This is a genomic window from Rhizobium sp. SRDI943 (genome assembly GCF_057653695.1).
The window spans coordinates 1,473,689-1,500,117 of record NZ_CM172787.1 but is presented as its reverse complement, the minus strand read 5'-3'; the positions used below and the strand labels follow the sequence as shown (position 1 = coordinate 1,500,117).

Sequence of the window (26,429 nt, the reverse complement as noted above, 5' to 3'; positions counted from 1 at the left end):
GTTTGGAAAACTCTAAAGACGCGGTAGGTTAATCGGGCAGTCTCTTACCGGTATCAAAATGAATTGGCTTCGCCGCTGGAATGCCCGCTCACTCGCCTCCCAGTTCTTCATCGCGGGTGGGCTCATTTCGATTGCCGCCATGTTCGTGGTCGGCTTTTTTGTGAGCCACCTCATAGAGGAGACCGTCATCCACAACTCAGGCGCGGCGACGGCGCTGTATGTGGACAGCGTGATCGCGCCGCTACTTCCCAATATGCAAACCGAGTCACTGCTCGACGACGCGAGTGCCCAGGCTCTGGACGAGACGCTCGGTCAGGGTGCACTCGGCAAACGCCTTGTTTCGTTCAAGCTGTGGCGAAGCGACGGCACTATCCTCTATTCGAACGAGAAGGAGCTGGTGGGCAAGACGTTTGCGGTCAGCGACAAGCTACAGAGGGCATTCGCAGGGTCTCTCGTCGCGCGCTATGAAATCGCCAGCGATCCGGAAAGCGACAAGGAGCGCGCGCTCGGCAAGCCGCTGATGGAGATCTATAACCCGGTGCTCCAGCCATGGTCCGGACAGGCGGTCGCCGTCCTTGAGTTTTACGAGACAGCAGAAGGACTGGGCGATAGTCTGGCGCATGCCAGGCTCCGGAGCTGGGGCGCCGTCGCCGCTCTGACGGCGACCTTTTTCCTTGTTCTCTCCGTTCTGGTGTTCCGAGGCAGCCGCACGATAGAGGCGCAGCGCAAGGATCTCAAAGAACGGGTCACCGAACTGTCTGCGCTGCTGGCGGAAAACCGCGGACTTCAGCGGCGCCTGCAGCGCGCCTCCCAGCGTGCGGCAGCGCTGAACGAAACTTATTTGCGCAGCATCGGTGCCGATCTGCATGATGGTCCGGCTCAGCACATCGCCTATGCCTCATTGCGCCTGGACAGCGACGTGTTGATCAATGCGTCCACCCAGCCCGAAGCACGCGAAAAGGAACTTGCCTGGATACGCTCGAGCCTTGCCGAAGCGATGACCGAAATTCGCAATATCTGCAGCGGACTGGTACTCCCGCAGATCGAAAAATCCTCAATTACCGAGATCGTCACGCGGATCGTCGAAGCGCATCAACACAAGACCGAAAGCCATGTCGAAACTGTTATCGACGAGGATGGACCGGAACTTCCCCCCGCCGTGAAGATCTGTATCTATCGCTTCGTTCAGGAAGCCCTGAACAACGCCTATCGCCACGGCGGCGGCGTTCAGCAGACGGTCAGGGCCGTCTCGCACAAGGGTCATGTCCGTGTCGAGGTCAGCGATCGCGGCGACGGCTTCGATCCGACCGAGGTGAGGCCAACGAGCCTCGGCCTCGTGGGGTTGCGGGAGCGCATCGACAGCCTGGGAGGATCCTTCGACATCAAGACAGGCGAAGGAGGAACGACCGTGACCATGATCTTCGAGCCAATGGAAGTGGGAGAGTAGGGATGACATCAATCACCATCGGCGTCGTGGACGATCATCCGCTTTTTCGCGAGGGTGTAACGCGCAGCCTCTCCGAGATCAGCGGCTTTATCGTCGTTGGCGAGGGGGCCAGCAGCGATGATGCCGCGATGATCGCTTCGGACAACCACCCCGACATCATGCTCCTCGATGTCTCGATGCCCGGCGGCGGACTGTCTGCGATCAGTGACGTTCTGGCGCGGAGCCCTACAACGAAAGTGCTGATGTTGACGGTATCCGAGGAGGTGGACACCTTGCTGGGAGCTCTGCAACGGGGCGCGATGGGTTATGTTCTGAAAGGTGTCGGTTCGCGTGGCCTCGCCGAAGCAATCCAGACCGTCCTGCGTGGCTCGCGATATATCTCGCCGACGATGTCGGCAAAAGTCATGGAGAATTCGCTGAATGGCGGAACCTCCGACAAGAACAGTCTGACGCCCCGGGAACGCGAGGTGATGGATCTTGTCGCCCAAGGCCTGTCAAACAAGCATATCGGCTTGCGCCTCAGCCTGCAGGAAAAGACCGTGAAACACCATATGACGCAGATTCTGAGCAAGCTTGGCGCCTCAAACAGGACTGAAGCGGCTCTACAATGGCGCGAACGCCGCTGAAAAAGGTTATCGCCCGACTATCACGCTTCAGCGAAGAAAGCGGCTCAGCCGGCGGGCATCGTTGGCTGTCGCCTGTCGATTTATAATCGTCCGGCCCTTCGAGTCCTTCATAATGTAGCGACCGCGCTGCAGGACTTCAGTGATGCCATTCGAATGACGGACGTCGATCGAGCCATCGGACGCTGCTGTCGCTCTCGCTCCCGATCCTGCTGACGATCCTGTGCTAGAGGTAGAAGATCCTCCACCACCGGAGGAATTCCCGCCATTGCCATTCCCGGAACCGCTGTTGCCGTTGCCGTTCCCTCCCCCGTTGCCATTGCCGCCGCCGTTGCCGTTGCCATTCCCTCCACCATTACCATTGCCATTCCCGTTGTTGCCGTCCTTCGCCTGCGCAAAGTCCAACGCCAGAACAGGAAGGGAACCGCCGAAATTCAAACTGGCTGGCAATGCGGCAGCGACGAGGGCGACCGCGCCGGCGCCGCCCAATCTTAGAAAATCGCGTTTCCGGATACTCATGCCATAGCCTCGTTCGTCCGTTCCTCGCGGTTCAATATATGACGTATGAGATTTCTCGCTGTTCCGCGTAAAGAATGCAACCGACCTAGGTAGTAGACGCCGGCAAGACTTTGGTCCGGCTTGCCCCGATTGCAATGCTCGTCATCGGAAAAAGGCCGTGCAATGTCATCGTAAGCGCGAGTTTGCTGACCTCTGTTCAATCCTTTCGGTGTTAAGCGCGGCAGCATCTATGGAACTTCTTTGCCTGTCGTCGCTTTGATTGTCGAAGTGCAACAGAGGAAATCCCGATGGCAAACCCGAATGACTCCCCCGCAGTCCAGTCGATGCGAAAAGAGCAGGCAGAACAGCGGAAGCAGACCCGAAAAGGCGAACTCGACAAAGCAATCGAGGATACTTTTCCGGCGTCTGACCCGGTGTCAGCCACCCACACCTCCATTCCTGCCGGTCGCAGCGACATCGAGGCGGCTGAGCGTGTGAAGCGGGAGCCAGATCCCACCACGCTGGACGAGGAGTTTCCACTCGTGGATCAAGCCCTGCGCTCAAGCGGCGAAACCGCCCACTCCTCAGAGAGATTTGATGTGGATCGCGAAGAAATGCGCGCGCTTCAGAAGGAGGCCGGTCGGATGGCTGAATCCGCTTCGGAGCTGGCTTCTGGAACAGCCCGCCTGGCAAAGGCGGAAGCACGCACATTCGTCCATGATCTCGAGGATCGCATACGCCGGCAGCCGCTGACAGCCGCAGCGATCGTCGCCGGCATCGCCTTCGTCTTCGGCGCGACGCGTTGAGGAGCCAAGTGACAGTCGGCTCGCTCGATCACCCCGAGAGGATTCGACCGGCGGACCATTACGGTGTGGAGAGCCGCCTCCATTGGGACGATTGCGGGCTCAGATTTCCTGAGGACGAAACTCAGGAGCGCTTCTAGAGCCCGTCCGTGCTTCGACTTCCGAGGGCATCGTGAAAATCGCAACCTACAATGTCAACGGGATCAATGGGCGACTGGACATCCTGCTGCGCTGGCTCAAGGAGGATGTCCCTGATGTAGTCTGCCTCCAGGAACTGAAGACAGACGATGCCGGGTTTCCGCGAAAGGAGATCGAACGGGCCGGCTACGGCGCCATCTGGCACGGGCAGAGATCCTGGAACGGGGTGGCCATCCTGGCGAAAGGCAAGACACCGATCCTGACGCGTCGCGGTCTTCCCGGCGATCCCGATGATACCCATAGCCGCTATATCGAAGCTGCCGTCGACGGCATTCTGGTCGGATGCCTGTATCTTCCCAACGGCAATCCGTTCCCGGGAGCAAAGTTCGAGTACAAGCTTCGCTGGTTCCGTCGCCTGCAGGACTACGCCGCCGAACTCCTGGAGCTCGGGGTGCCTTCGATCCTGGCCGGCGACTTCAACGTCATGCCGACGGAGATCGACGTCTACAAGCCTGAACGCTGGCTGGACGACGCCCTCTTCAGGCCGGAAGTGCGCAAGGCCTATGCTCATCTCGTCGCTCAGGGCTGGACCGATGCGGTCAGGCATTTGCATCCAGAGGAGCGGATCTACACCTTCTGGAAGTACTGGCGGAACAGCTTCGAACGTGACGCAGGGCTTCGGATCGACCACTTCCTGCTCAGTCCGGCAGTCGCCCCGTTGCTTCGATCGGCAACCGTCCGGAAAAAACCGCGCGGCTGGAAGCATACGAGCGACCACGCGCCCGTCATGATCGAGCTCGACGTTTCCGAAGCTGGAGCCGATCTATAAGCCGCAGGCCGCTCGCGAGCGAGGGAACCTGTCATGTCGCCGAGAGTTAGCCCAAAAGCGCGGGACGGCATCTGCCCCGCAATTTTCCAACCGGACGCAACCGCTATGGACGAAAGCAAGAACTACCTGAACACCGACGAGATCCAGGCCGACGACCAGTTGTCGCCGAAGCCGGTCGAAGGCAAGGATCCGCCAAGGCGGGTGCGCAGAAGCGAGGAAGCTATCGCCGAAGGCTCTGACGACACCGAGCGCGTCGGAGTTCCGCCCCCGGTTTCGAATCCCGATTGATCAGCCGCACGGCTCCGTCTCGAAGTGACGCCTACCGGCATCGCCTCATTTGTCCGCGCCCAGATCGTAGATGCGGCCTGTCAACCAGGCTGGCCAGTCTCGCTCGAAGAAGGACTTGGCGCTTTCATCCAGCATGCGGTTCGGACGGGTTGAAAGCCTGATCTCATCGCCATCAAGCCGAACGACGATCTGTTCCTTGCGATGCGCCTCGCGTTCCTTCCGAAAACGATAATCCTGCAACGGCCCTGAACGCGCCAGCGGAAGGGATTCGCCTTCGGCATCGCATATCGCCCGCGCGCCACGGCTGCCGCCTCCATTGCGAATGAAGAAATCAAGCGCGCTGAGCACGGCTTCCGACGCGAGCGCCATATGCCGCCATTGCACACCTCGAACGGCCTCCGCTGCGCGACCGTAGGCAATGCCGTTCGCATGGATTTCAGCGTTCAGTTTGCGCGCTTCGATCAAGGCCCGGCCTACGCTTTCTTGATCACAGATGATGCCAGCCTTTTCGCTCATTCGCGCCTGCACTTGCGAACGGATCGATTTGACGGTGAGCGGGCTCTCGGTCCGAAGGACGGCAAGGAGGTCGGCGATGCCCGCCTCTGCGATATCGGCGATGTCATCTCCTGCCGACCGCTTTGCCCTGCCGCTCGCGCTGATGTGCTCTGCCGCGCGCGTACCGAAGACTTGCCCGGCATTGAGCGCCGCTCCACCCGGCCTCGTCACGCCGTGTGTGCCCGATGCTTCTCCGACAGCGTAACAGCCGCCGAGACTGCTGCGGCCCCAGGTGTCGACCATGATGCCGCCGTTCATGTGCTGGTTGTTGACGGCAAATTCCAGCGGCTCCTCGGCAATATCGACCTTGTAGCGGCGGTAGAGCTCGATCGCGAGCGGGTTCATATGCTTCAATCGATCGATCGGCATGTCCTGGTCGGCGCCGGCCTTGCCGAGATAGTCGCGGACGTCTTCATCCAGTCTTTCCAGGCTGAACGGCAGGTCGCCCGGCACGGGGAGCGGATTGCGATTGAAATCCATGAAGACGCGGCGCCCGGCGGCGGTTTCGCTAGAGATGGCAAGGTCGACCAGGCTCGAGCCGAAGTCGAGCATGCGCGTCGCGTGAAATGGCCACTGATAGCCCTTGCGGAAGACGTTCGACGCCAGCTCCTGCGTGCTGCGATAGTATTCTGCCAGAAAATGGTGCTCGGCGCCTTCGGAATCGAGCGAGTAGATATGCGGGATCGCCTGGACATAGGTGCCCGACAGATTCCACGGGAACCCTTCCCTGCGTGTTCCGATGCCAAACTGGCTTTCGGTCAGGTTGACGAGTTCGACGCCTGCCTCGAGCGCCAATCCGAGAGAGCCGAAGCAGCCGTTGGGATAAACGCTGTCGCGATAGAGTTCGCCCGGCCCGCCGGCGGCGAGCACGATCACCCCACTGACGAACAGCGCGATGCCCAGCGGGTTCTTCTCCGTACGATCAGTGGCGCGCATGGCGATTATCCCGACGACATGGCGGTCAGCGCCAGCGCCCTCGGTGAGGATCTTTACCGCCGTGGTCTGGTTGTAAAACGGCACTCCGAGCCGGATCGCCTCCTCGGCCAACACCTTGGCCATGAGGCGCGAGGTGCGCGGGCCGCAACTGGTGGCGCGGCCAACGTCGTCATGGTCGGTCTGATATCTGAGCGTCCCGCCAAGCGGATCCTGAGGCAGCGGCAGACCCAGGAACTGGAGTGATGCCATCATCCGCGACGAGCCCACAGCCTCGGCATAGGCCGTGTCCTCGTCCATTGCGCCGCCGCTGCGTATGGCTCGGGCCATTGCCTTGTAATTGTCGCCCTGATCGGCAGTGTTTGCAGTGTGAAGGGTCTGCTTGTCGGATCCAGAACAGGCCGAGGTTCCACCCCACGCGCTTTGGCTGATGATGACGACGTCGTCGCCGCGCCGCTTCATTTCCACCGCGGCACGCAGACCTGCCGCGCCGGATCCGACAACGACGCAACCAGCCCGATAAATCGGCACCTCGACGCCGGCGAGCCTAATCACGTCCGAAGGGGCGGGCTCGGTTGGGAGCCGCGGCATGTCGACATCGGTCAGTGCGTCAAGAATTTCCTGCGGGACGTCTATGGTCATCGGCGTTCAGCCAGCGGGATGTCGACCCAGCGCCTCTCGCGGGAGGACTGCATGCATGCGTCGACGATCTGGCAGATGTGATGACCGGTATCGAATGTCGGCCACATCGGCCTGTTTGCAACGATCGAGCGGATCACCTCGGCCACCTCGATGATCTTGCTTTCATTGTAGCCCAGGCCGAAATTCGGCAGAGGAAGGAAAGCCCTGAAGGTGGGGTTCTCAGGACCCACGTCGATCTCGCGGAAACCGCGCCGCCCCGTCCGGTCGTCGTTAGAGTAGAAGCGCAGCCGGTTTATCTCGTCATAGCTATAGGCGATGCTGCCTTGCGTTCCATAGATTTCATAGGTCTGCATGAACTTGCGGCCGGTCGCGACACGGCTGAAATCGACGATCCCGCCGGCGCCGTTCTCGAACCGGCACAGCAGGTTCGTCGCATCGGGATTGGTGATATCAGCCCAGGTCTCATTGCCTGTCAGTTTCACCTGCTCGCCATAGGCAAGGCCCTCAACGACAGGCCGGCGCGGCGTCACGATGAGATTGTCGGCGATCAGGGAACTGACGCGGCCGACCAGGAAATCCATGAAGCTGAAGATGTGCGAACCGGTATCACCGACAATCCCGGTCGGCGCGAGCTTTCCGTCGGCCCGCCACATGAAGGGCGCGTTCGGATCGCCATACATGTCGACGTGCTGGCAGCCGCGGAACAGCTTGATCTCGCCGATTTCGCCGGATTGAATGATATCTTTCGCCAAATCATGGACGGGGTTCCGCGGAAAGGCGTGTCCGACGCGGGTAACGACACCCTTTTCCCTGGCGATGTCGGCCAGTTCCCGCGCTTCGGCGGCGGTGTTTGCCAATGGCTTCTCGCAATAGACATGTTTGCCGGCCAGCAAGGCCGCCTTGGCCACTTGGTAATGAAGGTGGTCGGGCAGGCAGATATCGATCAGATCGACCTCAGGATCAGCGACCGCCAGATTCCAATCCTGAAGAATTCTTGCACCCGGCGCCCTGTGGGAAAGATCCCCGGCTGCCTTCGAGGGACCTTCGACGAGAGCGACGATCCGCGCCGTGCCGTCCGACACTCCGAAGAAATGCGGAAAGGTCTGATAGGCCATCGTGTGGACCTTTCCCATCCAGCCCGATGCGCCAAGCACTGCAACTCTGACTTCAGACATTGTCGTCTCTCCTCTCGACATGGCCTACCGGATTTCGGTGCGGGCCCGAGGCCTCGCATCGTTGCGTTCGTAGGCGAAGATGGTGGGGGCAAGTGCAGGCAAGCCCCGGATGAGGTCCGATCCCTTTTCGCCGACCATGATCGTCGGGGCGTTGGTATTGCATGACGGCACGCGCGGCATGACGGATGAATCGCAGACCCTGAGGCCCTCCAGGCCATGGACCTTGAGATCAAGCCCGACAACCGCGTCGGGTCCCGCTCCCATCTTGCAGGTGCCAACCGGATGATGGTCGGTCTTTGCGTTGGCGCAGCCGTAGTCGAAAAGCTGTTCGTCGGTCATGACCTTCGGTCCGGGAAGCCTTTCGGCCATGACATAGGGCTTCAGCGCCGCCTGCTGCATGATCTCGCGCGCGATCTTGAGCCCTTCCAGGGACATCGTCCTGTCGTGGGGATCGGACCAGTAGTTGGGGTCGATCAATGGAGCCGCAGCCGGGTCGGAGGATGACAGACGCACCGTCCCCCGCGAGCGCGGATGCAGATAGGCGGAGTTAAGCGTCACACCGGCATTCTTGAGCCGTTCGACCCCCGCTTCGATGCCCGAACCCAGGCCGAGGTGGAACTGGATATCAGGAGAACGGGCCTCGGGATCGGCATACCAGAAGCCGCCGGTCTCGAAGAGCGACGAGGCGACCGGTCCGGTGCGGAACAGGACGTATTGAATCCCGGCCCAAAGGGTCCGGTGGAGTTTTGCGACGCCGTCATAGGTGTGATCGCCGGTGCATTCGGCGATGACGAAAAGATCCAGGTGATCCTGGAGGTTGCCGCCGACACCCGGCAGATCGTGGAGCACCTGGACGCCCACCGACCGCAGATGGTCGGCCGGTCCTATGCCGGACTGCAAAAGCAGCTTCGGCGATCCGATCGCCCCCGATGACACCAGCACTTCGCGTTCAGCGCGCACGATCTCCAAGCCGCGCGAGGTCACGATCTCGACGCCCGTCGCACGGCCTCCCTCCAGGACAATACGCGCGACGCGCGCGCCCGTCCGGACCGTCAGGTTCTTGCGGTCCTTGATCGGCGAGAGATAAGCGAGCGAAGCCGACGACCGGCGGCGGTTGCGCTGCGTCAGCTGATAAAATCCCACGCCCGCCTGCTGGCGTCCGTTGAAGTCGTGATTATAGGGAATGCCGAGCTCCTGCCCTGCACGAATATAGGCGTCACAGATCGGCAGCGGCGCAGCAGGCATCGAGACGCCGAGCGGACCACCATAGGAGTGGTAGTCATCGGCGAAACGCTGGTTGTCCTCCGCACGTTTGAAATAGGGAAGAATCGAACGATAGTCCCAGCCCTCGCAACCGTCTTCGCGAGCCCAGAGGTCATAATCCGCCGCATTTCCGCGCGTATAGAGCTGTGCGTTGATGGACGAGCCGCCACCGATGACTTTCGCCTGCGTATAGCGAAGCACGCGGCCTTTCATGTGTTTCTGGGGAACGGTTTCCCATCCCCAGCTGGCGACGCCTTTGGTCATCTTGGCGAAGCCCGCGGGCATGTGAAAAAGAGGATTCCAGTCGCCTCCACCCGCTTCTAGCAGGAGGACGCTGACATCAGGATCTTCGCTCAGCCGATTTGCCAGCACGCATCCTGCGGGACCGGCGCCAGTGATGATGTAATCGAATCCCATTTTACTGTCCTGTTGCATCCGGCCTGGCGCCCGCCAGTGCCTGTGTCATGCCTGCAAAGTCCCCCGACGCGATGTGATCTGCCATTCTCAGCGCCTGGGCGGCGATGGTGAGCGCAGGATTGACCGCAGCCGATGTGGGGAGGAAACTGGCGTCGACGACGAAGAGATTTTCGTGATCATAAGACCGGCAGTACGCGTCGAGCGGCGCGGTCGCGGGATCGTTTCCGATGCGGATCGTTCCGCACTGATGGGAGGGTGTGCGCTTGTCGAACGGCCTAGAGAGCACGATCGGAAACCCGATTGACTTCAGTATAGCCTTCAGCTTGGCGACAAGTGCGAGATGAGCGTCCCAGTTGGTTCGCTGCCATTGGAGAATAATCCGATCTCCATCTACCATGACGCGGCTTTCGGGGTTTGGAACGTCCTCGCTCATCGCATAGAAGTCGATGGCATGGGTTGTGATGAAGCGCAGAAGCCATTCCGGAGCCTGCGGCAGAGAGCCCTTGAGAACCTTTTCAGAGATGCGCCCCAGGAGCTGCACGTTGCCAAGGGGCGGCCCTCCCTCCCCGTCCGAGAGATAGAAGTCGTTGAAGGCAAAGGTCTTCTGGTAGATGGAGGTGTTCCTGAACCGCGGCGAGACCCCGATGACGGCGGACGCATTGTGGTTCATGAAGTTGCGGCCCACCTGGTCGGAAGAGTTCGCCAGCCCCCTTGGGAAGCGGTCGTTTTTCGAACGCAGCAAAAGCACTGATGATTGGACCGCCCCGGCGGAGAGGATCACGATCTCAGGCGAAACAGTCACAGTCTGCCCGTTCTTGATGTAGGTCACCCGGTCGATCCGGCTCCCCGCGCCCGTGTCGAGCCTCGTCACGCGCGCATTGGTTTCGAGCCGCACGTTCGCGTGCCTCAGCGCCACTGCGAGGGCTGCGGTCTCGGCATCCATCTTGCCGTCGCGGGCGTTCGGATGCGCATCCCATGGGGTGCGCGCCTTGGAGAGCCAGGCGTCAAGATCCAAGCCGAGCGGTAGGGAAAACGGATGCAGGCCTTTCTGCTTGAGGCGCGCCCTGATATCGGCAATCGGCGCCTCGTCCGGGACGGGTAGGTACTCGTAGGCAGCCGAATGGTGCGGTTCGGTAGGATCTTCGCCCAGACTGCCGCGGACCTGATACATGCGTTCCGCCTGGCAGTACCACGGCTCCAGGACTTCGTACGGAAACGGCCAGGCCGGCGAAACACCCTCGCGGTGCTCGATGACGTCGAAATCCTGCCTGCGATAGCGAGACAGCACGGCGCCGTAGAATTTCGAATTCCCGCCGACATTGTAGTAATTGCCGGGATTGAACCCCCTGCCGTTCGCCTCGTACCAGGTTTCCTTCGGTCGAAAATGTCCCCGCTGGAAGATCGCGCGTTGGTCGCGGTTGACCGGAAGGTCGGCGATCTGATCGCCGGCCTCGAGGATCAATATCTGCGCGCCGGTCACGGCCAGGCCGGCCGCAACCGTGGCGCCGCCGACGCCTGAACCGATGATGACGATGTCAGGTGAAGCGCTCATGTTAGCACCTGGCCCTCACCCGATCCTGAGCTGGCTATTGGGATCGAAGAAGACGGCCTTATCGAGATTGAATGCGAGGCGGGTGTTTTGTCCTGGAGCGATGCCGGTATCGGCGCGCAGGCGGGCGACGACGGATTTGCCGCCGAGCTTGGTGACGGCGAAGGTGTCGGAGCCGGCGGGTTCGACCACCTCGATCAGGCAATCGCCCTCGGTCAGCGAGCGCGCCTTGCGGTCGGCGCCATCGGGATCGGTCAGCGCCTCCGGGCGGATGCCGAAGATCACCTGTTTGCCGGTATAGGCGGTCAATCCGTCATTGCCTGATATGACTGGCAGTCTCAGTGGGGCGGCATTCGGCCGCTCCAGCGAGACTTCCAGCCCGCCGGCGCCGTTTTCGACGGTGGCGTTGAGCAGGTTCATCGCCGGCGATCCCATGAAGTCGGCGACGAAGATGTTGGAAGGGCTGTTATAGATCTCGGCCGGCGTGCCGAACTGCTGCAGCACGCCATCCTTCAGCACGGCGATCTTGGTCGCCAGCGTCATCGCCTCGATCTGGTCGTGGGTGACATAGACGAAGGTGGTGCCCATGCGCTGATGCAGCCGCTTGATCTCGGTGCGCATGTCGACGCGCAGCTTGGCATCGAGATTGGAGAGCGGTTCGTCGAACAGGAAGACCTGCGGATTGCGCACCAGCGCTCTCCCCATGGCGACACGCTGGCGCTGGCCGCCGGAGAGCTGGCTCGGCTTGCGGTCGAGCAGATGGCCGATCTGCAGCATGTCGGAGACCTGGGCGATCGCCCTGGCACGCTCCTCCTTGGGAACGCCGCGGATCTCCATGCCGAAGGCAATGTTGCCCGCCACCGTCATGTTCGGATAGAGCGCATAGGACTGGAACACCATGGCGATGTCGCGCTTGGAGGGATGCAGACCGCTGATGTCGCGCCCGTCGATCCTGATATCGCCGGAGGTGATCGTCTCCAGCCCGGCAATGGTGTTGAGCAGGGTGGACTTGCCGCAGCCGGATGGGCCGACCAGCACGAGAAAGCCGCCCTTTTCGAGTTCGAGGTCGATCCCCTTGAGAATGTCGACGGCGCCGAAGCGCTTTTTGAGACCGGAGATTTCGAGGAAGGCCATGGATTACCCTTTGACAGCGCCCGCCATCAGACCGCGCACGAAGTAGCGGCCGGCGAGGATATAGACGATGAGCGTCGGCACGGCGGCGATCATCGCAGCCGCCATGTTGACATTGTATTCGACGACGCCCGTCGAGGTGTTGACGACATTGTTCAGCGCCACCGTCATCGGCATGGTGTCACCGGTGCCGGCGTAAGCCGAGGCAAACAGGAAGTCGTTCCAGATATTGGTGAACTGGTAGATGACGGTGACGACGATGATCGGCAGCGAGTTCGGAAGCATGATGCGGCGGAAGATCTGGAAGAAGCTGGCGCCATCGACCTGGGCGGCCCTGACCAGTTCGGTCGGAAAGGCCTCGTAGAAATTGCGGAAGAACAGCGTCGTGAAGCCGAGGCCATAGACGACATGCACGAAGACCAGATTGACCGTCGGATTGCCGAAGCCGAAGTTGAAGCCCGTGGTATTCTGCAGCGTCATGCCGAAGCGGCCGAGGCTGCCGAGGATCGTGGCCATCGGCAGCAGCACCGACTGGAACGGGATGAAGCAGGCAAACAGCATCAGTCCGAACACCAGCGTGTGGCCGGGAAAGCGCCATTTGGTGAGCACATAGCCGTTCAGCGCCCCCATGATGGTGGAGATTGCGACGGCCGGCACGACCATCTTGATCGAGTTCCAGAAGTAGCCCTTGATGCCGGCGCAGGTGAGCCCGACGCAGGTCTCGCCCCAGGCCTTGATCCAGGGGTCGAAGGTCGGCGATTGCGGCAGCGCCAGCATGTTGCCGTTCTGGATCTCGTCCATGGTCTTGAACGAGGTGGTGAGCATGACGAAGAGCGGCATCAGATAGAGGACGGCAAAGATCAGCAGCAGGCCGTAGATGACGGTGCGGCCGATCCAGCGGGTGTTGTTGCTGTTTTGCGCCCTGTCGGCTGTCGGTGAGATGATCGTGCTCATCGCGCCTTCTCCTTCAGTTCGGAATAGAGATAGGGAACGATGATCGCCGAGATCGTCATCAGCATGATGATGGCGCTGGCCGAACCGACGGCCATCTCGTTGCGCTTGAAGGTGTATTCATACATGAAGTTGGACGGCAGCCAGGCCGAGCCGCCGGGGCCGCCCGAGGTCAGCGCCACCACGAGATCGTAGGACTTGATCGCCATATGGGCGAGCACGATGAAGGCCGACAGAAAGATCGGCCGCAGCAGTGGAATGACGATGCGCCGATAGAGCTGGAAGGCAGAGGCGCCATCGATCTGGGCGGCCTTCATGATCTCGCCGTCGATGCCGCGCAGGCCCGCCAGGAACATCGCCATGACGAAGCCCGACGCCTGCCAGACGCCGGCGATGACGACGGTGTAGATGACGAAGTCCTTGTTCTTGATCCAGTCGAAGTGGAAGCTCGTCCAGCCGAAGTGGTGCAGCGTCTGTTCCAGCCCGAGGCCGGGATCGAGGAACCATTTCCAGGCAACGCCTGTGACGATGAAGGAGAGCGCCATTGGATAGAGGAAGATCGGCCGCAACACGCTCTCGCCGCGGATCTTCTGGTCGAGCAGGATGGCGAGGAAGAGGCCGAGTGCCAGGCAGATGCCGACATAGAGGAAACCGAAGATCGCCATGTTGGTGATCGAGGTATACCAGGAGGACGGCGGATCGCTCTCGAAGGTCCAGCGCCACAGCCGCTGATAGGCGCGTGGCCCCGTCAGCGCATAGGAGGGGAAGGTCTTGGAATTGGTAAACGACAGATAGGCCGTCCAGACGATGAAGCCGTAGACGAAGATGATGGTGATGACGAAGCTCGGCGCCAGCACGATCTTCGGCAGCGCATCCTGCAGCCGGCCCCTCAACGAGATCCCCGTCGATTGCCTCGGCGTCAGAACCGGATCGGTGGTCGCAACGGTGCTCATGGAATGTCATCTCCTGCCTGCATAATCGTCCGGGCAATCGGCCCCGCATGATCATCCCTGCATGATCGGCGCGGAGCCTGAAGCTTCCCCGCCAGCAGGCGGGGAAGCATTTGTCATCACACGTGATCTCAGCGGGCGTCGTCGATCGCCTGGACGAGCTGCTTGACGGCTTCGTCGGAGGTCTTGATCTGGCCGTGGACGAACTTCGAGACGACATCCTTATAGGCATTGGCGATGGCCGGCGGAGCGCCGTACCCTTGCGCCAGCGAGCCGAACAGCGTGCCGCCTTCGTTGGCTGCCTTCAGGTCGGCGATACCCTTCTTGCCGCAGGCGTCGAAGTCGGTATCGGGAACGTCGGTGCGAGCCGGAACCGAACCCTTGACGACGTTGAAGGCCGACTGGAAGCTCTTCGACAGCGTTGCCGTTGCCAGCGCCACCTGGGCCGCCTTGCGGTCGTCTGGAACGTTGAACATGCCGAACATGTCGGAGTTGTAGACCACGCTGCCGTCGGTGCCGGGGAAGCGGTAGCACAGGAAGTCGGTATCCGGCGTCTTCTTGGCGGCGACGAATTCGCCCTTGGCCCAGTCGCCCATCACCTGCACCAGCGCGTCACCCTTGATGACCATGGCGGTCGCAAGGTTCCAGTCGCGGCCCGAGAAGTTCGGGTCGACATATTTGATGATCGTGGCGAGGTTATCAAACGACTTCTTCATCGTGTCGGACTTCAGCGATTCATCGTCGAGGTCGTTGAAGGCCTTCTTGTAGAACTCAGGCCCGCCGGTCGACAGGACGATGGAATCGAACATCGTCGCTTCCTGCCAGTTCTGGCCGCCAAGCGCCAGCGGGATCACACCTGCTGCCTTGGCCTTGTCGAGCAGCGCGATCAGCTCGTCGAAGGTCTTCGGCTGGGTGCCGCCGATCTTGTCCATCACCGCCTTGTTGATCCACAGCCAGTTGACCGAGTGGACGTTGACCGGGGCTGCGACCCACTTGCCGTCATAGACCGAGAACTTCTGCAGGGCCGCCGGAACCGACTTGTCCCAGCCTTCCTTCTTCGCTGTCTCCGTCAGATCGCCCATGACGCCGGCCTGAGCATAATCGAGCACGGTATAGCCCAGCATCTGCGAGGCTGTCGGATAGGTGCCGGCCGCAACCATCGCCTTCAGCGCCGTCATCGCCGCATCGCCGCCACCGCCGGCAACCGGCACGTCCTTCCAGGCAAAGCCTTCCTTCGAAAGATCCTGCTTCAGAACGTTCAGCGCCGCCGCCTCGCCGCCTGACGTCCACCAGTGCAGCATCTGCACTTCCTTAACGTCAGCGGCGCGTGCCGACACGCTGGCGCCGGCCAGAGCCAATGCGATCATTGCGGTCGTGGTCAAAAACTTGTTCATCGAAAAACCTCCCAGTCTTAAGTTTGGAAGATGCGGGACCCATTCCCGCACCAATCACCCGCCCTCCCCGGGCGTAGTTCGTCCGCCGGCTAAGCCGGCTTTTCCGTCTGCGGCATCCACCAGCTGGTGCGTTTGCCGATATGCATGTTGAGCGTCTTGGTCTCCGTGTAATCTTCAACCGCATGGCGGCCGAGCTCACGGCCGAGGCCGCTTTGCTTGTAACCGCCAAAGGGAAGTTCCGAGGCGCCGTCCATGAAGGTGTTCATCCAGACCGTCCCTGCCCGCACTGACCGGCCGATCGTCAGGCACGTGTCGAAATCGCGGCTCCAGACACCGGCCGACAGGCCGTAGTCGATGGAATTCGCAATCCTGATCGCTTCGGCTGGCGTCTCGAATGTCAGGACCGAAAGCACCGGACCAAAGACTTCCTCGCGCGCCACGGCCATATCAGGGGTGACCTCTTCGAGGATCGTCGGCGACATGAACTGCCCCATGCCGAGATCGAGCGTCTCGCCGCCATGTGATACGCGGGCACCGCTGCTCCGCGCACCGGCGACGTATCCTGATATCTTCTCCAGATGCTCAGGCGTGATGATGGCGCCGACCTGCGTCGAAGGATCGAGCGGATCGCCGACCTTCACCGCCTTCGACAGCTCGGCAATCCGCTTGACGAGCTCGGAAGCGATTGATTTGTGAAGGATCAGCCGCGAGCCGGCATTGCAGCATTCGCCGGCATTGAAGTATGCGCCGAAGACCGCGGCATCGATGAACGCATCGAGATCGGCATCCGGAAACACGATCTGCGGGTTCTTCCCGCCCAATTCCAACGAGACCTTCTTCAGCGTCTGTGCGGCATTCGACATCGTCAGCTTTCCGACCCCGGTCGAGCCGGTGAAGGACACCATGTCGACGTCAGGATGGGACGTCATGACCGCGCCGACCTCCGGTCCCGTACCGGTGACAATGTTGACGACGCCATCCGGAATGCCTGCCTCCTGCAGGATCTCTCCCAGCACCAGCGTCGATCCTGAGGTCAGTTCCGAGGGCTTGACGACGGTCGTGCAACCTGCGGCCAGAGCGAATGGCAGCTTCTGGCCGACGATCAGGAACGGGAAGTTCCAGGGCGTAATGATCGACACCACCCCGATCGCTTCGCGCAAGACGACACCCAGGGTGCCATCGCCGAGCGTGTTGTAGCTTTCACCATGGAGGTCGCGGGCAAGAGCCGCCGCGTAGCGCCATATGTCAACCGAGCCGGCAATTTCTCCCCGTACCTGCGTGATCGGTTTTCCTGCCTCGATAGCATCGAGAAATGCCAGCTCCTCTGCACGCGCCGCGATCAGATCGGCCGCCTTGAGCAGGATCGCGGAACGTTCGGCAGCGGTCATTCGGGGCCACGGCCCAAAATCGAACGCCTTGCGTGCCGCGGAAATCGCACGCTCGGCGTCCTTTCTGCTGCCGGTCGGGAACCGGCTGACCACGACACCATGGCTCGGCGCGACACGCTCGATCGGATCGGGGCTGCCTGCCTCCCATTTGCCATCGACGAGCATCTTGAAATCACGCGCCTTGTGGTCGCTGAGCGCGGTGGGGTTGACGAGGACCGTCATTACCATTCTCCCTTGAACGTTGCCGGGCGCTTCTCGCTGAATGATGCGACGCCCTCCTTCAGATCGCCGGTCTTCGCAGCAAGGATCGAGCCCAGAGCTTCGACCGCGGTTCCATTGTCTTCGCCATTCGCCGATGCGATCATCAACTTCGCGATCTCGGTTGCAGCCGGCCCCCTTGCGGCAATCCGCCCAGCATATTCCCTGGCGGCGACGAGCGCGTTTCCTGTGGGGACAACCGCGTCTACGATCCCGAGCAGGCGTGCCTCCTCGGCGGTGAATATCTCGCCGCCCAAGGCCATGCGCCGGACGGCCTGCGCCCCGAACCGGCGCACAAGACGCTGGGTCCCGGACCAGCCCGGCACCATTCCAAGACCGGTTTCCGGCAGGCCGATCTTGATGTGCTGCTCGGCAAGGCGAATGTCAGCGACCCCTGCAAGTTCAAGCCCTCCACCGAGGGCATGGCCGTTCAGAGCCGCGATCAGCGGCATCCGGAGCGTCGCCAGTCTTTCGAAGATACGGTGGCCATGCCGAACCCAGAGATGGCCGAACTCCTGAGGCAACATTCCGCCCCAGGCCTTGATATCGCCGCCGGCGGAAAAGCCCTTTCCTTCGCCTGTCAGAATGGCAGCGCGCACATTGGCGTTCGCCTCCACCTCGTCGGCCGCGTCCGCCAGCGCTTTCAGCATGTCGAGGTCGAGCGCGTTCAGCTTCTCCGGACGAGAAATCGTCAGCGTCGCAACATGTCCATCGACGTCAATTCTGACGGTTCCGCTAGCCATCGAAGCTGCCCTCCAGCGTCCGTGCGCTTTTTTCTGGAAGCGACAGGCCGATTTTTGCCTCCGCGAAGAGCGCGGCGTCCATGATCTTCAGGTCGGGCGCGACGATCAGCGGAAACTCCGACTGATCGAGGATGTGGGACTGGAGATCGACGCCTGGGGCAATCTCAGTGAGCACGACGCCATCGGGCGTCAGCTTCATCACGCACCGCTCGGTGACATAGGTGATCTCCTGCCCCTGCTCGATCGCGCGCCTGCCGCTGAAGGTGACATGTTCGACCTCGTTCACGAGCTTCTTCAGCTTGCCTTCCTTGTCGATAAGAAGAGCGCCATCGGCGATCGAAAGCTTCGCTCCGGCATTGAACATGCCGGAGAATACGATCTTCTTCGCCCGCGCCGTGATGTCGACGAAGCCTCCGGCGCCAGCCGTCACATGCGGCCGGAAGGAAAGCTTGGAGACATTGACCGAACCGTCTTTGCCGATCTCGAGGAAGGACAGCAGCGATGCATCGAAGCCTGCACCCTGGAAATAGGTGAACTGATAGGGAGACGGCATATAGGCGTCCGCATTGGAGGCGCAGCCAAAGGCGAAGTCGAGCAGAGGCACGCCACCGACCGCCCCTTGCTCGATGACCCAGGTGACCGCGCCGTGGAGCCCCTCCTCCAGCAGAATTCGCGGAACGTTGGCCGATATGCCGAAGCCGAGATTGACGCAGCTTCCCGCTTGCAGTTCCTGCGCAACACGACGCGCGATGACTTTCTGAACATTGAACTCCGGAACGCTGAAGCTATCGAGCGGGCGGAAGATCTCCCCGGAAATTGCCGGATCGTATTGCGTCTGCGTCGTCTGCTTCTGCTCCGGATCGACGACCACATAATCGACCAGCATTCCAGGCACGCGGACTTCATGAGGCTTCAGCGAGCCTTCCTTGGTGATCCGCTTGACCTGGGCGATGACGATGCCGCCGTTGTTGCGTGCGGCCAGCGCCTGATCGAGGCCGCCGAGATAGGCGCCTTCATGTTCGTATGTCAGATTGCCGCGCTCGTCGGCAGTGGTGGCGCGAATGATGGCGACATCAGGGACGATCGAGGGAAAGAACAGCCAGTCGTCGCCCTCGAAGCTCACGCGCTTGACCACCGAATGCTCCGAAGCCAGCCCGTTCATCGCGCAACCCTGCCGCTCCGGATCGACGAATGTGTCGATGCCGATCTTGGTCAGAACACCCGGCCGCTTCGCGGCGGCTTCGCGATGGATGTCGAACAGGATGCCCGAGGGAATGTTGTAGGCCGGGATTTCGTTGTTGGTGATCATTTGCCAGATCAGCGGCGGCTCTGATGACGACGGGCCGGACGGATAGGAACCACCGATGATGCGCTTGAGCAGCCCCTTCTTGGCGATATGGTCGACGCCCTTGATGCCGCTCATGTCGCCGGCAGCGATAGGATGAAGGGTCGTGATATCACGGGGATGGCCGGTCGCATCGAAACGCTCGCCAATCGCCTTCAGCATGAGGTCCGGGCAACCGAGACCGCTCGAGGAAGACACCGTTACAACAGCGCCATCCGGGATCAGCGCGGCTGCTTCGATCGGGGTGAGATGCTTCTTCATGGGCCTTACTCAGAGTCCTGTTTTGATTTTTACGCTCTTGCGGGCGCCGCAGCTCTCGCGAACGACCAGCCGAACCGCTGTTGTCACCGTCTCCGCCTCGGCCTTGCCCGCATTGATCTGCTTCAGAAGCAGCTGCGCGCCGCGGCGCCCGATGCCCTGGGGATCGACCGAGACCGTCGTGAGCGCAGGAACCGCCGCCTGAGCCTCGATGACGTCGTCGAAACCCACGACCGCGAAGTCGGAGCCTGGCTCCAGACGGCGCGCACGCAATCCATCACAAACACCGAAGGCGACGGCATCGTTGAAGCAGACGGCTGCCGTCGGTTTGTCGGCAAGACCGATTGCCTTTCCGATCGCCTCCACCCCGCCGGCTCGCGAAGGCGCCGACGAGATGACAAGGTCTTGGTGATAGTCGAGCCCGGCTGCCTCCATGCCGCTTCGGTAACCGGCAAGGCGGTCGTCGAAGACAGCGGTGTCGGGAAAGCCGCCGAGAAAAGCGATGCGCTTGTGACCGAGCTCCGCCAGGTGCTTGACCGCGGACCTCATGCCAGCCTGGTTGTCGGAGACGACGGACGAGACTTTGGCGCCAGGCAGGTTTCTGACGACGACCACCACCGGAATCCCCGCGGCGACAAGCGGCTTGAAGTCTGCGGCATCGGTAGCGCGCGCCGGCGACACGATGAGTCCCGAAATGCCATGTTCCCGCATCGATGCGACAACCTCGCGCTGCCTATCGATGCTCTCGCTGGTGTTCGACAGGAATTGCACGAACCCGGCCGACTGAACGACCATATCGACGCCGACTGCCAGCTCCGCGAAGAAGCTGTTCGTCAGGTCGTTGACGACGACCCCGATGATCCTCGACTTGGCACTGGCCTGCCGAAGATTGGCGGCGCCGCGATTGTAGACGTAGCCCAGCTCGCGCATCACCGTATTGACCTTGGTACGCGTCCCCTCATTGACCAGCGAGGAGCCCTGAAGCACCAGCGAAACCGTCGATTTCGAGACGCCTGCGGCTTTCGCAATGTCAATGACGGTTACCCGCGCCTTTGTCACATCTTCCTCCCGCGCCAACGATCGACCGATCGCTTTAAATATTTGGAACGTTCCAATTCTGTCAAGTGAAATTTATACGTGCCGTTATCCATTGGGAGCATATTCGGCAAATTTCCGCCTCCTCGATTGCCGGAATCTCATCATAAAAATTGGAACGATCTAAAAAATGACCCTGACTGAGAGGCGTATGTCGATATTTTTCGACCTGCAAAATCGTGCGTGGCGCACGACCGACCGATGCGTTGGCAGCAAAAATGTGGAAGATTCGGGCTCGCCCGGTACTTCCGTCGAAGCGATCTATGCGGCGCAATGGGCGGACATTCCGGCAAAAGCAGGAAGGGCTCCTATTCTGCGTTCATAGACGCTGCGACAAACCCAGTGGAGAACATGGAGACATGAAACTGCGCGCCGAGTTGACCGTTCTGGGGCTACGGCTTCTCCAAGTATTCGCCGACATGGTCGGAGAGGATCGTCCCTTGTTTCTCGATGCGCACTCGAACATCCCTCGATTCGATAGACATTAGCGAAACTTTATCGTTTGTGACGAATGCTACGAATACGTGCAACGCGCCAGATCTGAAGCAGGGCCGGATGATGTCACACTCGTTTGAATCCATTCTGGAGAGCCTGCCTCAGGGCATTGTTCTGCTTGATCCTGCCGGTACGGTGACAGCTTTCAATTCACGCACGCTTGATATTCTCGGCCTTCCGCAAGGCGCTATCCGCAAAGGCATGAGTATCGACGGATTGCCGGGCACCGCAGACTGCCGTGCAGTGGCATCCCGGCGGTCGATGGCTGGTGGAGTGCCCACGTCTCAGTTTGCCCTTTCCGACGGAGGGATGGTCTCATTGACCTGCGCTCCGTCGCGGGATGGGGGCTGGATCCTCAGTTACGAAGACATCTCGACTCTCATTCGCGTCGAAGACAGCCTGACCGAACAACATCGCCGGTTCGACGCAGCCCTCAGCAACATGCCGCATGGGCTGTGCATGTTCGATTCGACCAAGAACCTGATATTGTGCAACGCCTCCTACGCGCGGATGTACAATCTGCCGGACCGTCTGACGCAACCGGGAACGCCACTTGTGGATATCCTGGCCTATCGCAGCCGGGAGGGAAATGGTCCGGCCGATACCGCCGCCTATTTTGACGTGGTCTTTGAAGCGACAGCACGCGGTGCGCCGGCCAGCCAAAATATCGTTCTGGCCGATGGACGCGTTATCAAGATCACCCACAATCCGATGCAAACGGGTGGATACGTGGCCACGCATGAGGACGTGACAAAGACCGTGCGACTTGCCGAAGAGCTGCGCCGGCATCACGATCAGCTCGAAGCGACGGTGAAGAGCCGCACGGCGGAAGTCGAGCGGCAGGCGCGGGAACTCGAGCGAATGCTGGCGCAGGAGCGGAACATCAACGAATTGCAGCGGCAATTCGTGGCGATGGCATCGCATGAATTCAGGACCCCACTTGCAATCATCGACGCTGCTGCCCAGCGGCTGCTGCGAAAAAGGGGGGCGGTCGAGCCCGAATTTATCAGCGACAAGGTCGATCAAATCCGCGCATCGGTGACCCGGATTGTCGATCTCATGGAGAGCATCCTGTCAGCCGGACGCCTTGATACTGGCAAGATCGATATCAACTACGACGCCTGTGCATTGAGATCATTGATAAAAACCTGCTGCGAGCGGCAGTCGACGATCGCAAAGTCGCACAGCTTTGTGTTGGATATCGATGGGCTGCCGGAGTTCATCGATGCCGATCCCCGCACTTTGGCACAGGTCTTTACCAACCTGCTTTCCAATGCCGTCAAATACGCGCCCGGAACCTCCGAAATTCGCGTCACGGCATGGGCGGAGACGGGAAACGTCAAAGTTTCGATCAGCGATGATGGCGTGGGGATCGACGCCGAAGACGTGCCCCGGCTGTTCCAGCGCTATTTTCGTGCCCGGACGTCGACCGGGATTGCCGGAACCGGTATCGGCCTCAACCTCGTGAAGCAGATCATCGAATTGCACAACGGCTCGATAGAGGTTCGAAGTGCAAGAGGATGCGGATCGACATTCACCGTAACTCTTCCAATCAAGAGAAACGGCGACGTTTCCGCGGCTAATGACGCTGCCTGACGTTTCAGGATTGCTGTCCTGCATATCTACCCTATCCTTCTCACAATAGAGGAGGATCACGCCATGGCTTTCATTCACACCCCCAATGCATCCGCCAGCGAGAAGACGACGTCGATGTATGCGTCGGCCGAGGCGAATTATGGTTATCTGCCGAACATGTATCGGGCCTTCGGCCATCGGCCGGAGGTGATGGAGAGCTGGGCGGCGCTGCTTTCGAGCATTCGCGGCCATATGAGCTTGCGGCGCTACGAGCTGGTGACGCTGGCGGCGGCCAAGGAGCTGAAATCCTCGTATTGCATGCTGGCGCACGGCTCGGTGCTGCTACGCGAGGGTTTTACCAGCGACGGGCTGACGGCTGTTGTCAACGAGACGGACAAGGCGCCGATCGATGCCGGCGAACGAGCGATCATGGCCTTTGCCGCCAAGGTGGCTCGCGATGCGACGTCGGTGACCCAGCAGGACATCGACGGGCTGAAGAAACATGGGCTGAGCGACGCCGATGTCTTCGACGTCACGGCTGCGGCAGCGGCCCGGTGTTTCTTCTCGAAAATGCTGGATGCGCTGGGCGCTGCACCCGACCATGCCTATATCGAGCGGCTGGAGCCGAATGTGCGAAAGACGCTCAGCGTAGGCCGAGAGGTCGAGCGGCCTCTGGCGCCGTCACCGTCTCGCGCGCAATGATGCGATGACGGAGGCGCCAGGACGCCTAGTCCTGCAGCCCCTATTCCTGCGGTTTGTCCGCAAAATGCCGGATCGCAAATTCGGCGATATTCTGGCTCGACCGATCGGCATCGTCGAGCAGCGAGGGAAACAGCTGCCACTGATGCGGCATGCCGGGCCATACCTCGGTGGTGACGTCCACGCCCGCCACGCGCGCCTTGTCGGCGAGCCGCAGCGTATCGTCCAGCAGGACTTCGCCGGAGCCGACCTGCAGCAACAGCGGCGGAAAGCCGGTCATGTCGGCGTAGAGCGGCGATGCCTGGGGATCGGTCGGAGACCGGCTGCGGAGATAGGTCTTGCGCAAGGTCTCGATCCAGTCCTTGCCGACCAGCGGATCGCTTCCGGCGTTTGATGTCATGGATCCGCCCGTCGCGGTAAGATCGGTGATGGGGCTGAGCGCAATCACAGCCGCCGGCAACGGCTTTGCCGCCTGCATCTGCCTCAGCACCGTCTCGATCGCGATATTGCCGCCGGCGCCGTCTCCGGCCACGATGACATTCTCGCTCCGATAGCCGTTGTCGAGAAGCCAGCGATAGGCGGTCAGCGCGTCGTTGATCTGCGCGGGATAGCCATATTCGGGCATCAGCCGATAATCAATGAGAAGAATGTCGCTGGATGCGGCCTTGGCGAGCGAGCCGGCAAGCAGGCTATGTGTGCGAATGGAGCCGCTGGAAAAGCCGCCGCCATGAATATAGAGGATCACCCTTTGGCCGATCGGGTGATGAAGACGAGCGGGCCACATCAGCTCGGCGTCGACGCCGTCGGCATCGACCTGCCGAACCTGGATGCGCGTCGGCCCCGGCATCGTCTCCATCAGCGTCCTGAAGGCTGTCCGCCGCTGCTGCAGGCTATCGGCGCCGGCAAAGTGATCCTTCCAGAGGCCGACGAGTTTTTCGACCTGTTCGCGCGAGGCCGGGCTTTGCGGCCCAATGTCCCGCCCGACCGCCGCCGAGGCGAGCAGCATCAGCGCAGCCAAAGCGGGGAACAGACATTTGAGCCGCCTTAGGGCTCTTCGAATACCAGCTGGCAAAATCCGACCGTTCATCAACCTCTCCCGACGATGCTGGCCAAGGCGGCATCTTTGGCCGGTTCGTCCACCGGAGTCAAAAGGGTGACAGGCGCGAACCCCAAGCTTTTTCATTCCACGAACATCGCCGCACCCGTCCGGGCCGGGGTGCGGTCGATGGCCGCCTTGAACGCCGCCCATATCAGGCGGCGGCTCGATGACGGAGATAGGGCGGCTCCTCTGCAGGTCCCTCCGCTCAGCCTGGAATGAAAGTCGGCAGCTGCCCGTTCACTGTGGATTCGTCAGACTGCGCTTAAAAAATTGAACAATGCCTGCCTGCACGGCTTGCCATTTGCCGCGCTTCCGTCGGAAATGGACGACGTGCCTGGCTGCCTCCTAAACCCGGGCGCCTCTTCTTGCTTGTGAGTGAAGGATACCGATGACCACCATTTACCTTGCCGGCCCGGAAGTCTTTCTTCCGGATGCCATGCCCATCATGGCCGAGAAACGCCGATTGGCGCGCCAGTTCGGCTTCGAGCCGACCGGTCCCGGCAGCGACGAAAACCAGACGCCGGTGAAGCGGACGGCCGCAGAGATCTATGCACGCAACGACGACGCCATGCGTCGAGCCGAAATCTGCCTTGCCAACATCACTCCCTTTCGAGGCGTCAGCGCCGATCCGGGTACGGTCTACGAGATCGGCTTTATGATTGCGCTGGGAAAAGCGGTCTTTGCCTATACCAATCACCCCGACGACTATGGTCTGCGTGTTCGCTCGATCTGGTATGCGGGGCTCGATATCGATGAGACGAGCGGGCGCCCACGCGGACCGGATGGCATTGCGATCGAAAATCACGGGATGGCCGACAACCTGATGATCGACGGAGGGGTCGAGGCGACGGGGGGCAAGGTGTTCCGTGCGGCCGCGCTCCCGGCGGATCCTGCACGCGACCTGGCGGTTTACTTCGAGGCGCTTCAGACCATCGCCGGCATGCTGGCCTCTTTTACTCCGCCTTCATCGCGTCGATGAGCGCCCTGAAGCCCGCCGACATGTGGCGGCGGCTCGGATAGTAGAGATAGAGCGGTTCCTCCGGCTGGCACCAGTCGTCCAGCACCTGGATCAACTCGCCGCTGGCGATCGCCTTCTCCACGCGCGGCTCCCAGACATAGGCAAGGCCGACGCCGCCGAGCGCTGCCTGCATCATCAGCTCGTGATCGTCGAGCGACAGCGGTCCGGTCGGCTGAAAGCTCACCGCCTGGCCGTCCTTCTCGAATTCCCAGGCGTAACGCGCGCCTGAAGGAAACATGTTCTGGATGCAGAGATGGCGCTTGAGTTCGTGCGGTGTCGCCGGTTTCGGCCGGGTCTCGAAATAGGCGGGCGAGCCGACGACGACCAAGCGGATGCGCGGCTTGATACGCAACGCGATCATGCCCTCGGTGACGCGTTCGCCGAAGCGGATGCCGGCATCGAAGCCCTCTTCGACGATATCGACCAGCCTGTCCGTGGCGTTGATCTCCAGCTGCAAATTGGGATTCTTTTTGAGCAACGGGCCGATGACACGACCGATGACGAAGGGGCCGATCGAGTTCGGAACGTTGATCCGCACCTTGCCGAATGGCGTGTCACGGTAGCGGTTCAGCGCATCCAGCGCTGCAGCCATTTCGCCGAAGGCCGGGTCGAGATGCGAGATCAACAGTTCGCCGGCCTCGGTCAGCGAAACGCTGCGCGTCGTGCGGTTGAGCAGGCGGATGCCGATCCGATCTTCGAGATTGAGCACGGCGTGGCTGACCGCGGAGGCGGTGACACCCCTCTCCTCGCCCGCCTTGCGGAAGCTTTTGTGCCGGGCGACGGCCGCGAAGGCTGCGAGTTCGGAAAGTTCGGTGGCGCGCATTCCTGAATGTCACTCATCATAGTTTCAAGAATAACAAATCTTATACA

At 61.1% G+C, this 26,429-nt stretch carries 24 protein-coding genes; 9 read left to right on the top strand and 15 right to left on the bottom strand.

The features are described from left to right. Positions 1-58: 58 nt before the first annotated feature. A complete protein-coding gene (locus tag AC245Y_RS07590) occupies positions 59-1,447 on the top strand; it encodes a sensor histidine kinase (RefSeq protein ID WP_017993681.1) in 1,389 nt (462 codons plus the stop codon). A 2-nt stretch (positions 1,448-1,449) separates the two neighbouring features. Further along, complete coding sequence (locus tag AC245Y_RS07585; RefSeq protein ID WP_017993680.1) at positions 1,450-2,073, top strand: response regulator; 624 nt, start codon at positions 1,450-1,452, stop codon at positions 2,071-2,073. Between the two features lie 27 nt (positions 2,074-2,100). Here the strand turns inward: AC245Y_RS07585 and AC245Y_RS07580 are convergent, their stop codons facing one another. Then, on the bottom strand, positions 2,101-2,589 hold the full coding sequence (locus AC245Y_RS07580) for a hypothetical protein (protein WP_017993679.1): 489 nt from the start codon (positions 2,587-2,589) through the stop codon (positions 2,101-2,103). 287 nt (positions 2,590-2,876) lie between these two features. Between AC245Y_RS07580 and AC245Y_RS07575 the strand changes: the two genes are divergently transcribed. The 3 genes from AC245Y_RS07575 to AC245Y_RS07565 all read left to right on the top strand — a co-directional run bounded on the left by AC245Y_RS07575 (position 2,877) and on the right by AC245Y_RS07565 (position 4,626). Next, the gene (locus AC245Y_RS07575; protein ID WP_017993678.1) at positions 2,877-3,374 is read left to right on the top strand and encodes a hypothetical protein; all 498 of its coding nucleotides are present in this window, start codon (positions 2,877-2,879) and stop codon (positions 3,372-3,374) included. A gap of 169 nt (positions 3,375-3,543) precedes the next feature. Then, a complete protein-coding gene (xth, locus tag AC245Y_RS07570; protein ID WP_017993677.1) occupies positions 3,544-4,338 on the top strand; it encodes an exodeoxyribonuclease III in 795 nt (264 codons plus the stop codon). Between the two features lie 105 nt (positions 4,339-4,443). Next, a complete protein-coding gene (locus tag AC245Y_RS07565; protein ID WP_017993676.1) occupies positions 4,444-4,626 on the top strand; it encodes a hypothetical protein in 183 nt (60 codons plus the stop codon). Positions 4,627-4,671: 45 nt separating this feature from the next. Here the strand turns inward: AC245Y_RS07565 and AC245Y_RS07560 are convergent, their stop codons facing one another. The 12 genes from AC245Y_RS07560 to AC245Y_RS07505 all read right to left on the bottom strand — a co-directional run bounded on the left by AC245Y_RS07560 (position 4,672) and on the right by AC245Y_RS07505 (position 20,637). Beyond that, positions 4,672-6,756 carry an FAD-dependent oxidoreductase gene (locus AC245Y_RS07560; RefSeq protein ID WP_017993675.1) on the bottom strand — a complete coding sequence of 695 codons (2,085 nt, stop codon included), beginning with the start codon at positions 6,754-6,756 and terminating at the stop codon, positions 4,672-4,674. Beyond that, positions 6,753-7,931, bottom strand: coding sequence for a Gfo/Idh/MocA family protein (locus AC245Y_RS07555; RefSeq protein WP_017993674.1), 1,179 nt, complete (start codon positions 7,929-7,931; stop codon positions 6,753-6,755). The genes AC245Y_RS07560 and AC245Y_RS07555 overlap by 4 nt, the downstream gene beginning before the upstream one ends. Before the next feature lie 24 nt (positions 7,932-7,955). Beyond that, a complete protein-coding gene (locus tag AC245Y_RS07550; protein WP_017993673.1) occupies positions 7,956-9,611 on the bottom strand; it encodes a GMC family oxidoreductase in 1,656 nt (551 codons plus the stop codon). A 1-nt stretch (position 9,612) separates the two neighbouring features. Continuing rightward, positions 9,613-11,163: a GMC oxidoreductase gene (locus AC245Y_RS07545; RefSeq protein ID WP_017993672.1), complete on the bottom strand. Its 1,551-nt coding sequence runs from the start codon at positions 11,161-11,163 to the stop codon at positions 9,613-9,615. A 15-nt stretch (positions 11,164-11,178) separates the two neighbouring features. Further along, positions 11,179-12,294, bottom strand: coding sequence for an ABC transporter ATP-binding protein (locus AC245Y_RS07540; RefSeq protein ID WP_017993671.1), 1,116 nt, complete (start codon positions 12,292-12,294; stop codon positions 11,179-11,181). Between the two features lie 3 nt (positions 12,295-12,297). Then, positions 12,298-13,245: a carbohydrate ABC transporter permease gene (locus tag AC245Y_RS07535; RefSeq protein WP_017993670.1), complete on the bottom strand. Its 948-nt coding sequence runs from the start codon at positions 13,243-13,245 to the stop codon at positions 12,298-12,300. Continuing rightward, positions 13,242-14,195, bottom strand: coding sequence for a carbohydrate ABC transporter permease (locus AC245Y_RS07530; RefSeq protein ID WP_017993669.1), 954 nt, complete (start codon positions 14,193-14,195; stop codon positions 13,242-13,244). Before AC245Y_RS07530 ends, AC245Y_RS07535 begins: the two co-directional genes overlap by 4 nt. Before the next feature lie 128 nt (positions 14,196-14,323). Beyond that, a complete protein-coding gene (locus AC245Y_RS07525; RefSeq protein WP_017993668.1) occupies positions 14,324-15,586 on the bottom strand; it encodes an ABC transporter substrate-binding protein in 1,263 nt (420 codons plus the stop codon). An 89-nt stretch (positions 15,587-15,675) separates the two neighbouring features. After that, a complete protein-coding gene (locus tag AC245Y_RS07520; protein WP_032996312.1) occupies positions 15,676-17,196 on the bottom strand; it encodes an aldehyde dehydrogenase family protein in 1,521 nt (506 codons plus the stop codon). Beyond that, the gene (locus tag AC245Y_RS07515) at positions 17,196-17,975 is read right to left on the bottom strand and encodes an enoyl-CoA hydratase/isomerase family protein (RefSeq protein WP_017993666.1); all 780 of its coding nucleotides are present in this window, start codon (positions 17,973-17,975) and stop codon (positions 17,196-17,198) included. Before AC245Y_RS07515 ends, AC245Y_RS07520 begins: the two co-directional genes overlap by 1 nt. After that, positions 17,968-19,581 carry an acyl CoA:acetate/3-ketoacid CoA transferase gene (locus tag AC245Y_RS07510; RefSeq protein ID WP_017993665.1) on the bottom strand — a complete coding sequence of 538 codons (1,614 nt, stop codon included), beginning with the start codon at positions 19,579-19,581 and terminating at the stop codon, positions 17,968-17,970. Before AC245Y_RS07510 ends, AC245Y_RS07515 begins: the two co-directional genes overlap by 8 nt. Positions 19,582-19,590: 9 nt before the next feature. Beyond that, positions 19,591-20,637: a LacI family DNA-binding transcriptional regulator gene (locus AC245Y_RS07505; RefSeq protein ID WP_017993664.1), complete on the bottom strand. Its 1,047-nt coding sequence runs from the start codon at positions 20,635-20,637 to the stop codon at positions 19,591-19,593. 187 nt (positions 20,638-20,824) lie between these two features. Here AC245Y_RS07505 and AC245Y_RS07500 point away from each other — a divergent pair, with 187 nt between their 5' ends. From AC245Y_RS07500 to AC245Y_RS07490, 3 genes are all read left to right on the top strand, one after another. Further along, on the top strand, positions 20,825-20,998 hold the full coding sequence (locus tag AC245Y_RS07500) for a hypothetical protein (RefSeq protein WP_017993663.1): 174 nt from the start codon (positions 20,825-20,827) through the stop codon (positions 20,996-20,998). 230 nt (positions 20,999-21,228) lie between these two features. Beyond that, the gene (locus AC245Y_RS07495; RefSeq protein ID WP_017993661.1) at positions 21,229-22,764 is read left to right on the top strand and encodes a sensor histidine kinase; all 1,536 of its coding nucleotides are present in this window, start codon (positions 21,229-21,231) and stop codon (positions 22,762-22,764) included. A 63-nt stretch (positions 22,765-22,827) separates the two neighbouring features. After that, positions 22,828-23,445 carry a carboxymuconolactone decarboxylase family protein gene (locus tag AC245Y_RS07490; RefSeq protein ID WP_012757044.1) on the top strand — a complete coding sequence of 206 codons (618 nt, stop codon included), beginning with the start codon at positions 22,828-22,830 and terminating at the stop codon, positions 23,443-23,445. Positions 23,446-23,485: 40 nt separating this feature from the next. Here the strand turns inward: AC245Y_RS07490 and AC245Y_RS07485 are convergent, their stop codons facing one another. After that, positions 23,486-24,460 carry an alpha/beta hydrolase gene (locus AC245Y_RS07485; RefSeq protein WP_017993660.1) on the bottom strand — a complete coding sequence of 325 codons (975 nt, stop codon included), beginning with the start codon at positions 24,458-24,460 and terminating at the stop codon, positions 23,486-23,488. A gap of 469 nt (positions 24,461-24,929) precedes the next feature. Between AC245Y_RS07485 and AC245Y_RS07480 the strand changes: the two genes are divergently transcribed. Further along, on the top strand, positions 24,930-25,520 hold the full coding sequence (locus AC245Y_RS07480) for a nucleoside 2-deoxyribosyltransferase (protein ID WP_017993658.1): 591 nt from the start codon (positions 24,930-24,932) through the stop codon (positions 25,518-25,520). On the opposite strand, the gene AC245Y_RS07475 is transcribed toward AC245Y_RS07480, so the two are convergent. Then, positions 25,495-26,382, bottom strand: a complete 888-nt coding sequence (locus tag AC245Y_RS07475; protein WP_017993657.1) for a LysR family transcriptional regulator — start codon at positions 26,380-26,382, stop codon at positions 25,495-25,497. The genes AC245Y_RS07480 and AC245Y_RS07475 overlap by 26 nt on opposite strands. Positions 26,383-26,429: the final 47 nt, after the last annotated feature.

Coding starts and splice junctions, on each gene's coding strand:
- AC245Y_RS07540 (WP_017993671.1), bottom strand. CDS start 12,294: ATGGCCTTCCTCGAAATCTCCGGTCTCAAAAAGCGCTTCGGCGCCGTC.
- AC245Y_RS07580 (WP_017993679.1), bottom strand. CDS start 2,589: ATGAGTATCCGGAAACGCGATTTTCTAAGATTGGGCGGCGCCGGCGCG.
- AC245Y_RS07510 (WP_017993665.1), bottom strand. CDS start 19,581: ATGAAGAAGCATCTCACCCCGATCGAAGCAGCCGCGCTGATCCCGGAT.
- AC245Y_RS07490 (WP_012757044.1), top strand. CDS start 22,828: ATGGCTTTCATTCACACCCCCAATGCATCCGCCAGCGAGAAGACGACG.
- AC245Y_RS07585 (WP_017993680.1), top strand. CDS start 1,450: ATGACATCAATCACCATCGGCGTCGTGGACGATCATCCGCTTTTTCGC.
- AC245Y_RS07560 (WP_017993675.1), bottom strand. CDS start 6,756: ATGACCATAGACGTCCCGCAGGAAATTCTTGACGCACTGACCGATGTC.
- AC245Y_RS07565 (WP_017993676.1), top strand. CDS start 4,444: ATGGACGAAAGCAAGAACTACCTGAACACCGACGAGATCCAGGCCGAC.
- AC245Y_RS07525 (WP_017993668.1), bottom strand. CDS start 15,586: ATGAACAAGTTTTTGACCACGACCGCAATGATCGCATTGGCTCTGGCC.
- AC245Y_RS07590 (WP_017993681.1), top strand. CDS start 59: ATGAATTGGCTTCGCCGCTGGAATGCCCGCTCACTCGCCTCCCAGTTC.
- AC245Y_RS07520 (WP_032996312.1), bottom strand. CDS start 17,196: ATGACGGTCCTCGTCAACCCCACCGCGCTCAGCGACCACAAGGCGCGT.
- AC245Y_RS07575 (WP_017993678.1), top strand. CDS start 2,877: ATGGCAAACCCGAATGACTCCCCCGCAGTCCAGTCGATGCGAAAAGAG.
- AC245Y_RS07555 (WP_017993674.1), bottom strand. CDS start 7,931: ATGTCTGAAGTCAGAGTTGCAGTGCTTGGCGCATCGGGCTGGATGGGA.
- AC245Y_RS07515 (WP_017993666.1), bottom strand. CDS start 17,975: ATGGCTAGCGGAACCGTCAGAATTGACGTCGATGGACATGTTGCGACG.
- AC245Y_RS07500 (WP_017993663.1), top strand. CDS start 20,825: ATGTCGATATTTTTCGACCTGCAAAATCGTGCGTGGCGCACGACCGAC.
- AC245Y_RS07475 (WP_017993657.1), bottom strand. CDS start 26,382: ATGCGCGCCACCGAACTTTCCGAACTCGCAGCCTTCGCGGCCGTCGCC.
- AC245Y_RS07495 (WP_017993661.1), top strand. CDS start 21,229: ATGATGTCACACTCGTTTGAATCCATTCTGGAGAGCCTGCCTCAGGGC.
- AC245Y_RS07530 (WP_017993669.1), bottom strand. CDS start 14,195: ATGAGCACCGTTGCGACCACCGATCCGGTTCTGACGCCGAGGCAATCG.
- AC245Y_RS07535 (WP_017993670.1), bottom strand. CDS start 13,245: ATGAGCACGATCATCTCACCGACAGCCGACAGGGCGCAAAACAGCAAC.
- AC245Y_RS07480 (WP_017993658.1), top strand. CDS start 24,930: ATGACCACCATTTACCTTGCCGGCCCGGAAGTCTTTCTTCCGGATGCC.
- AC245Y_RS07550 (WP_017993673.1), bottom strand. CDS start 9,611: ATGGGATTCGATTACATCATCACTGGCGCCGGTCCCGCAGGATGCGTG.
- AC245Y_RS07545 (WP_017993672.1), bottom strand. CDS start 11,163: ATGAGCGCTTCACCTGACATCGTCATCATCGGTTCAGGCGTCGGCGGC.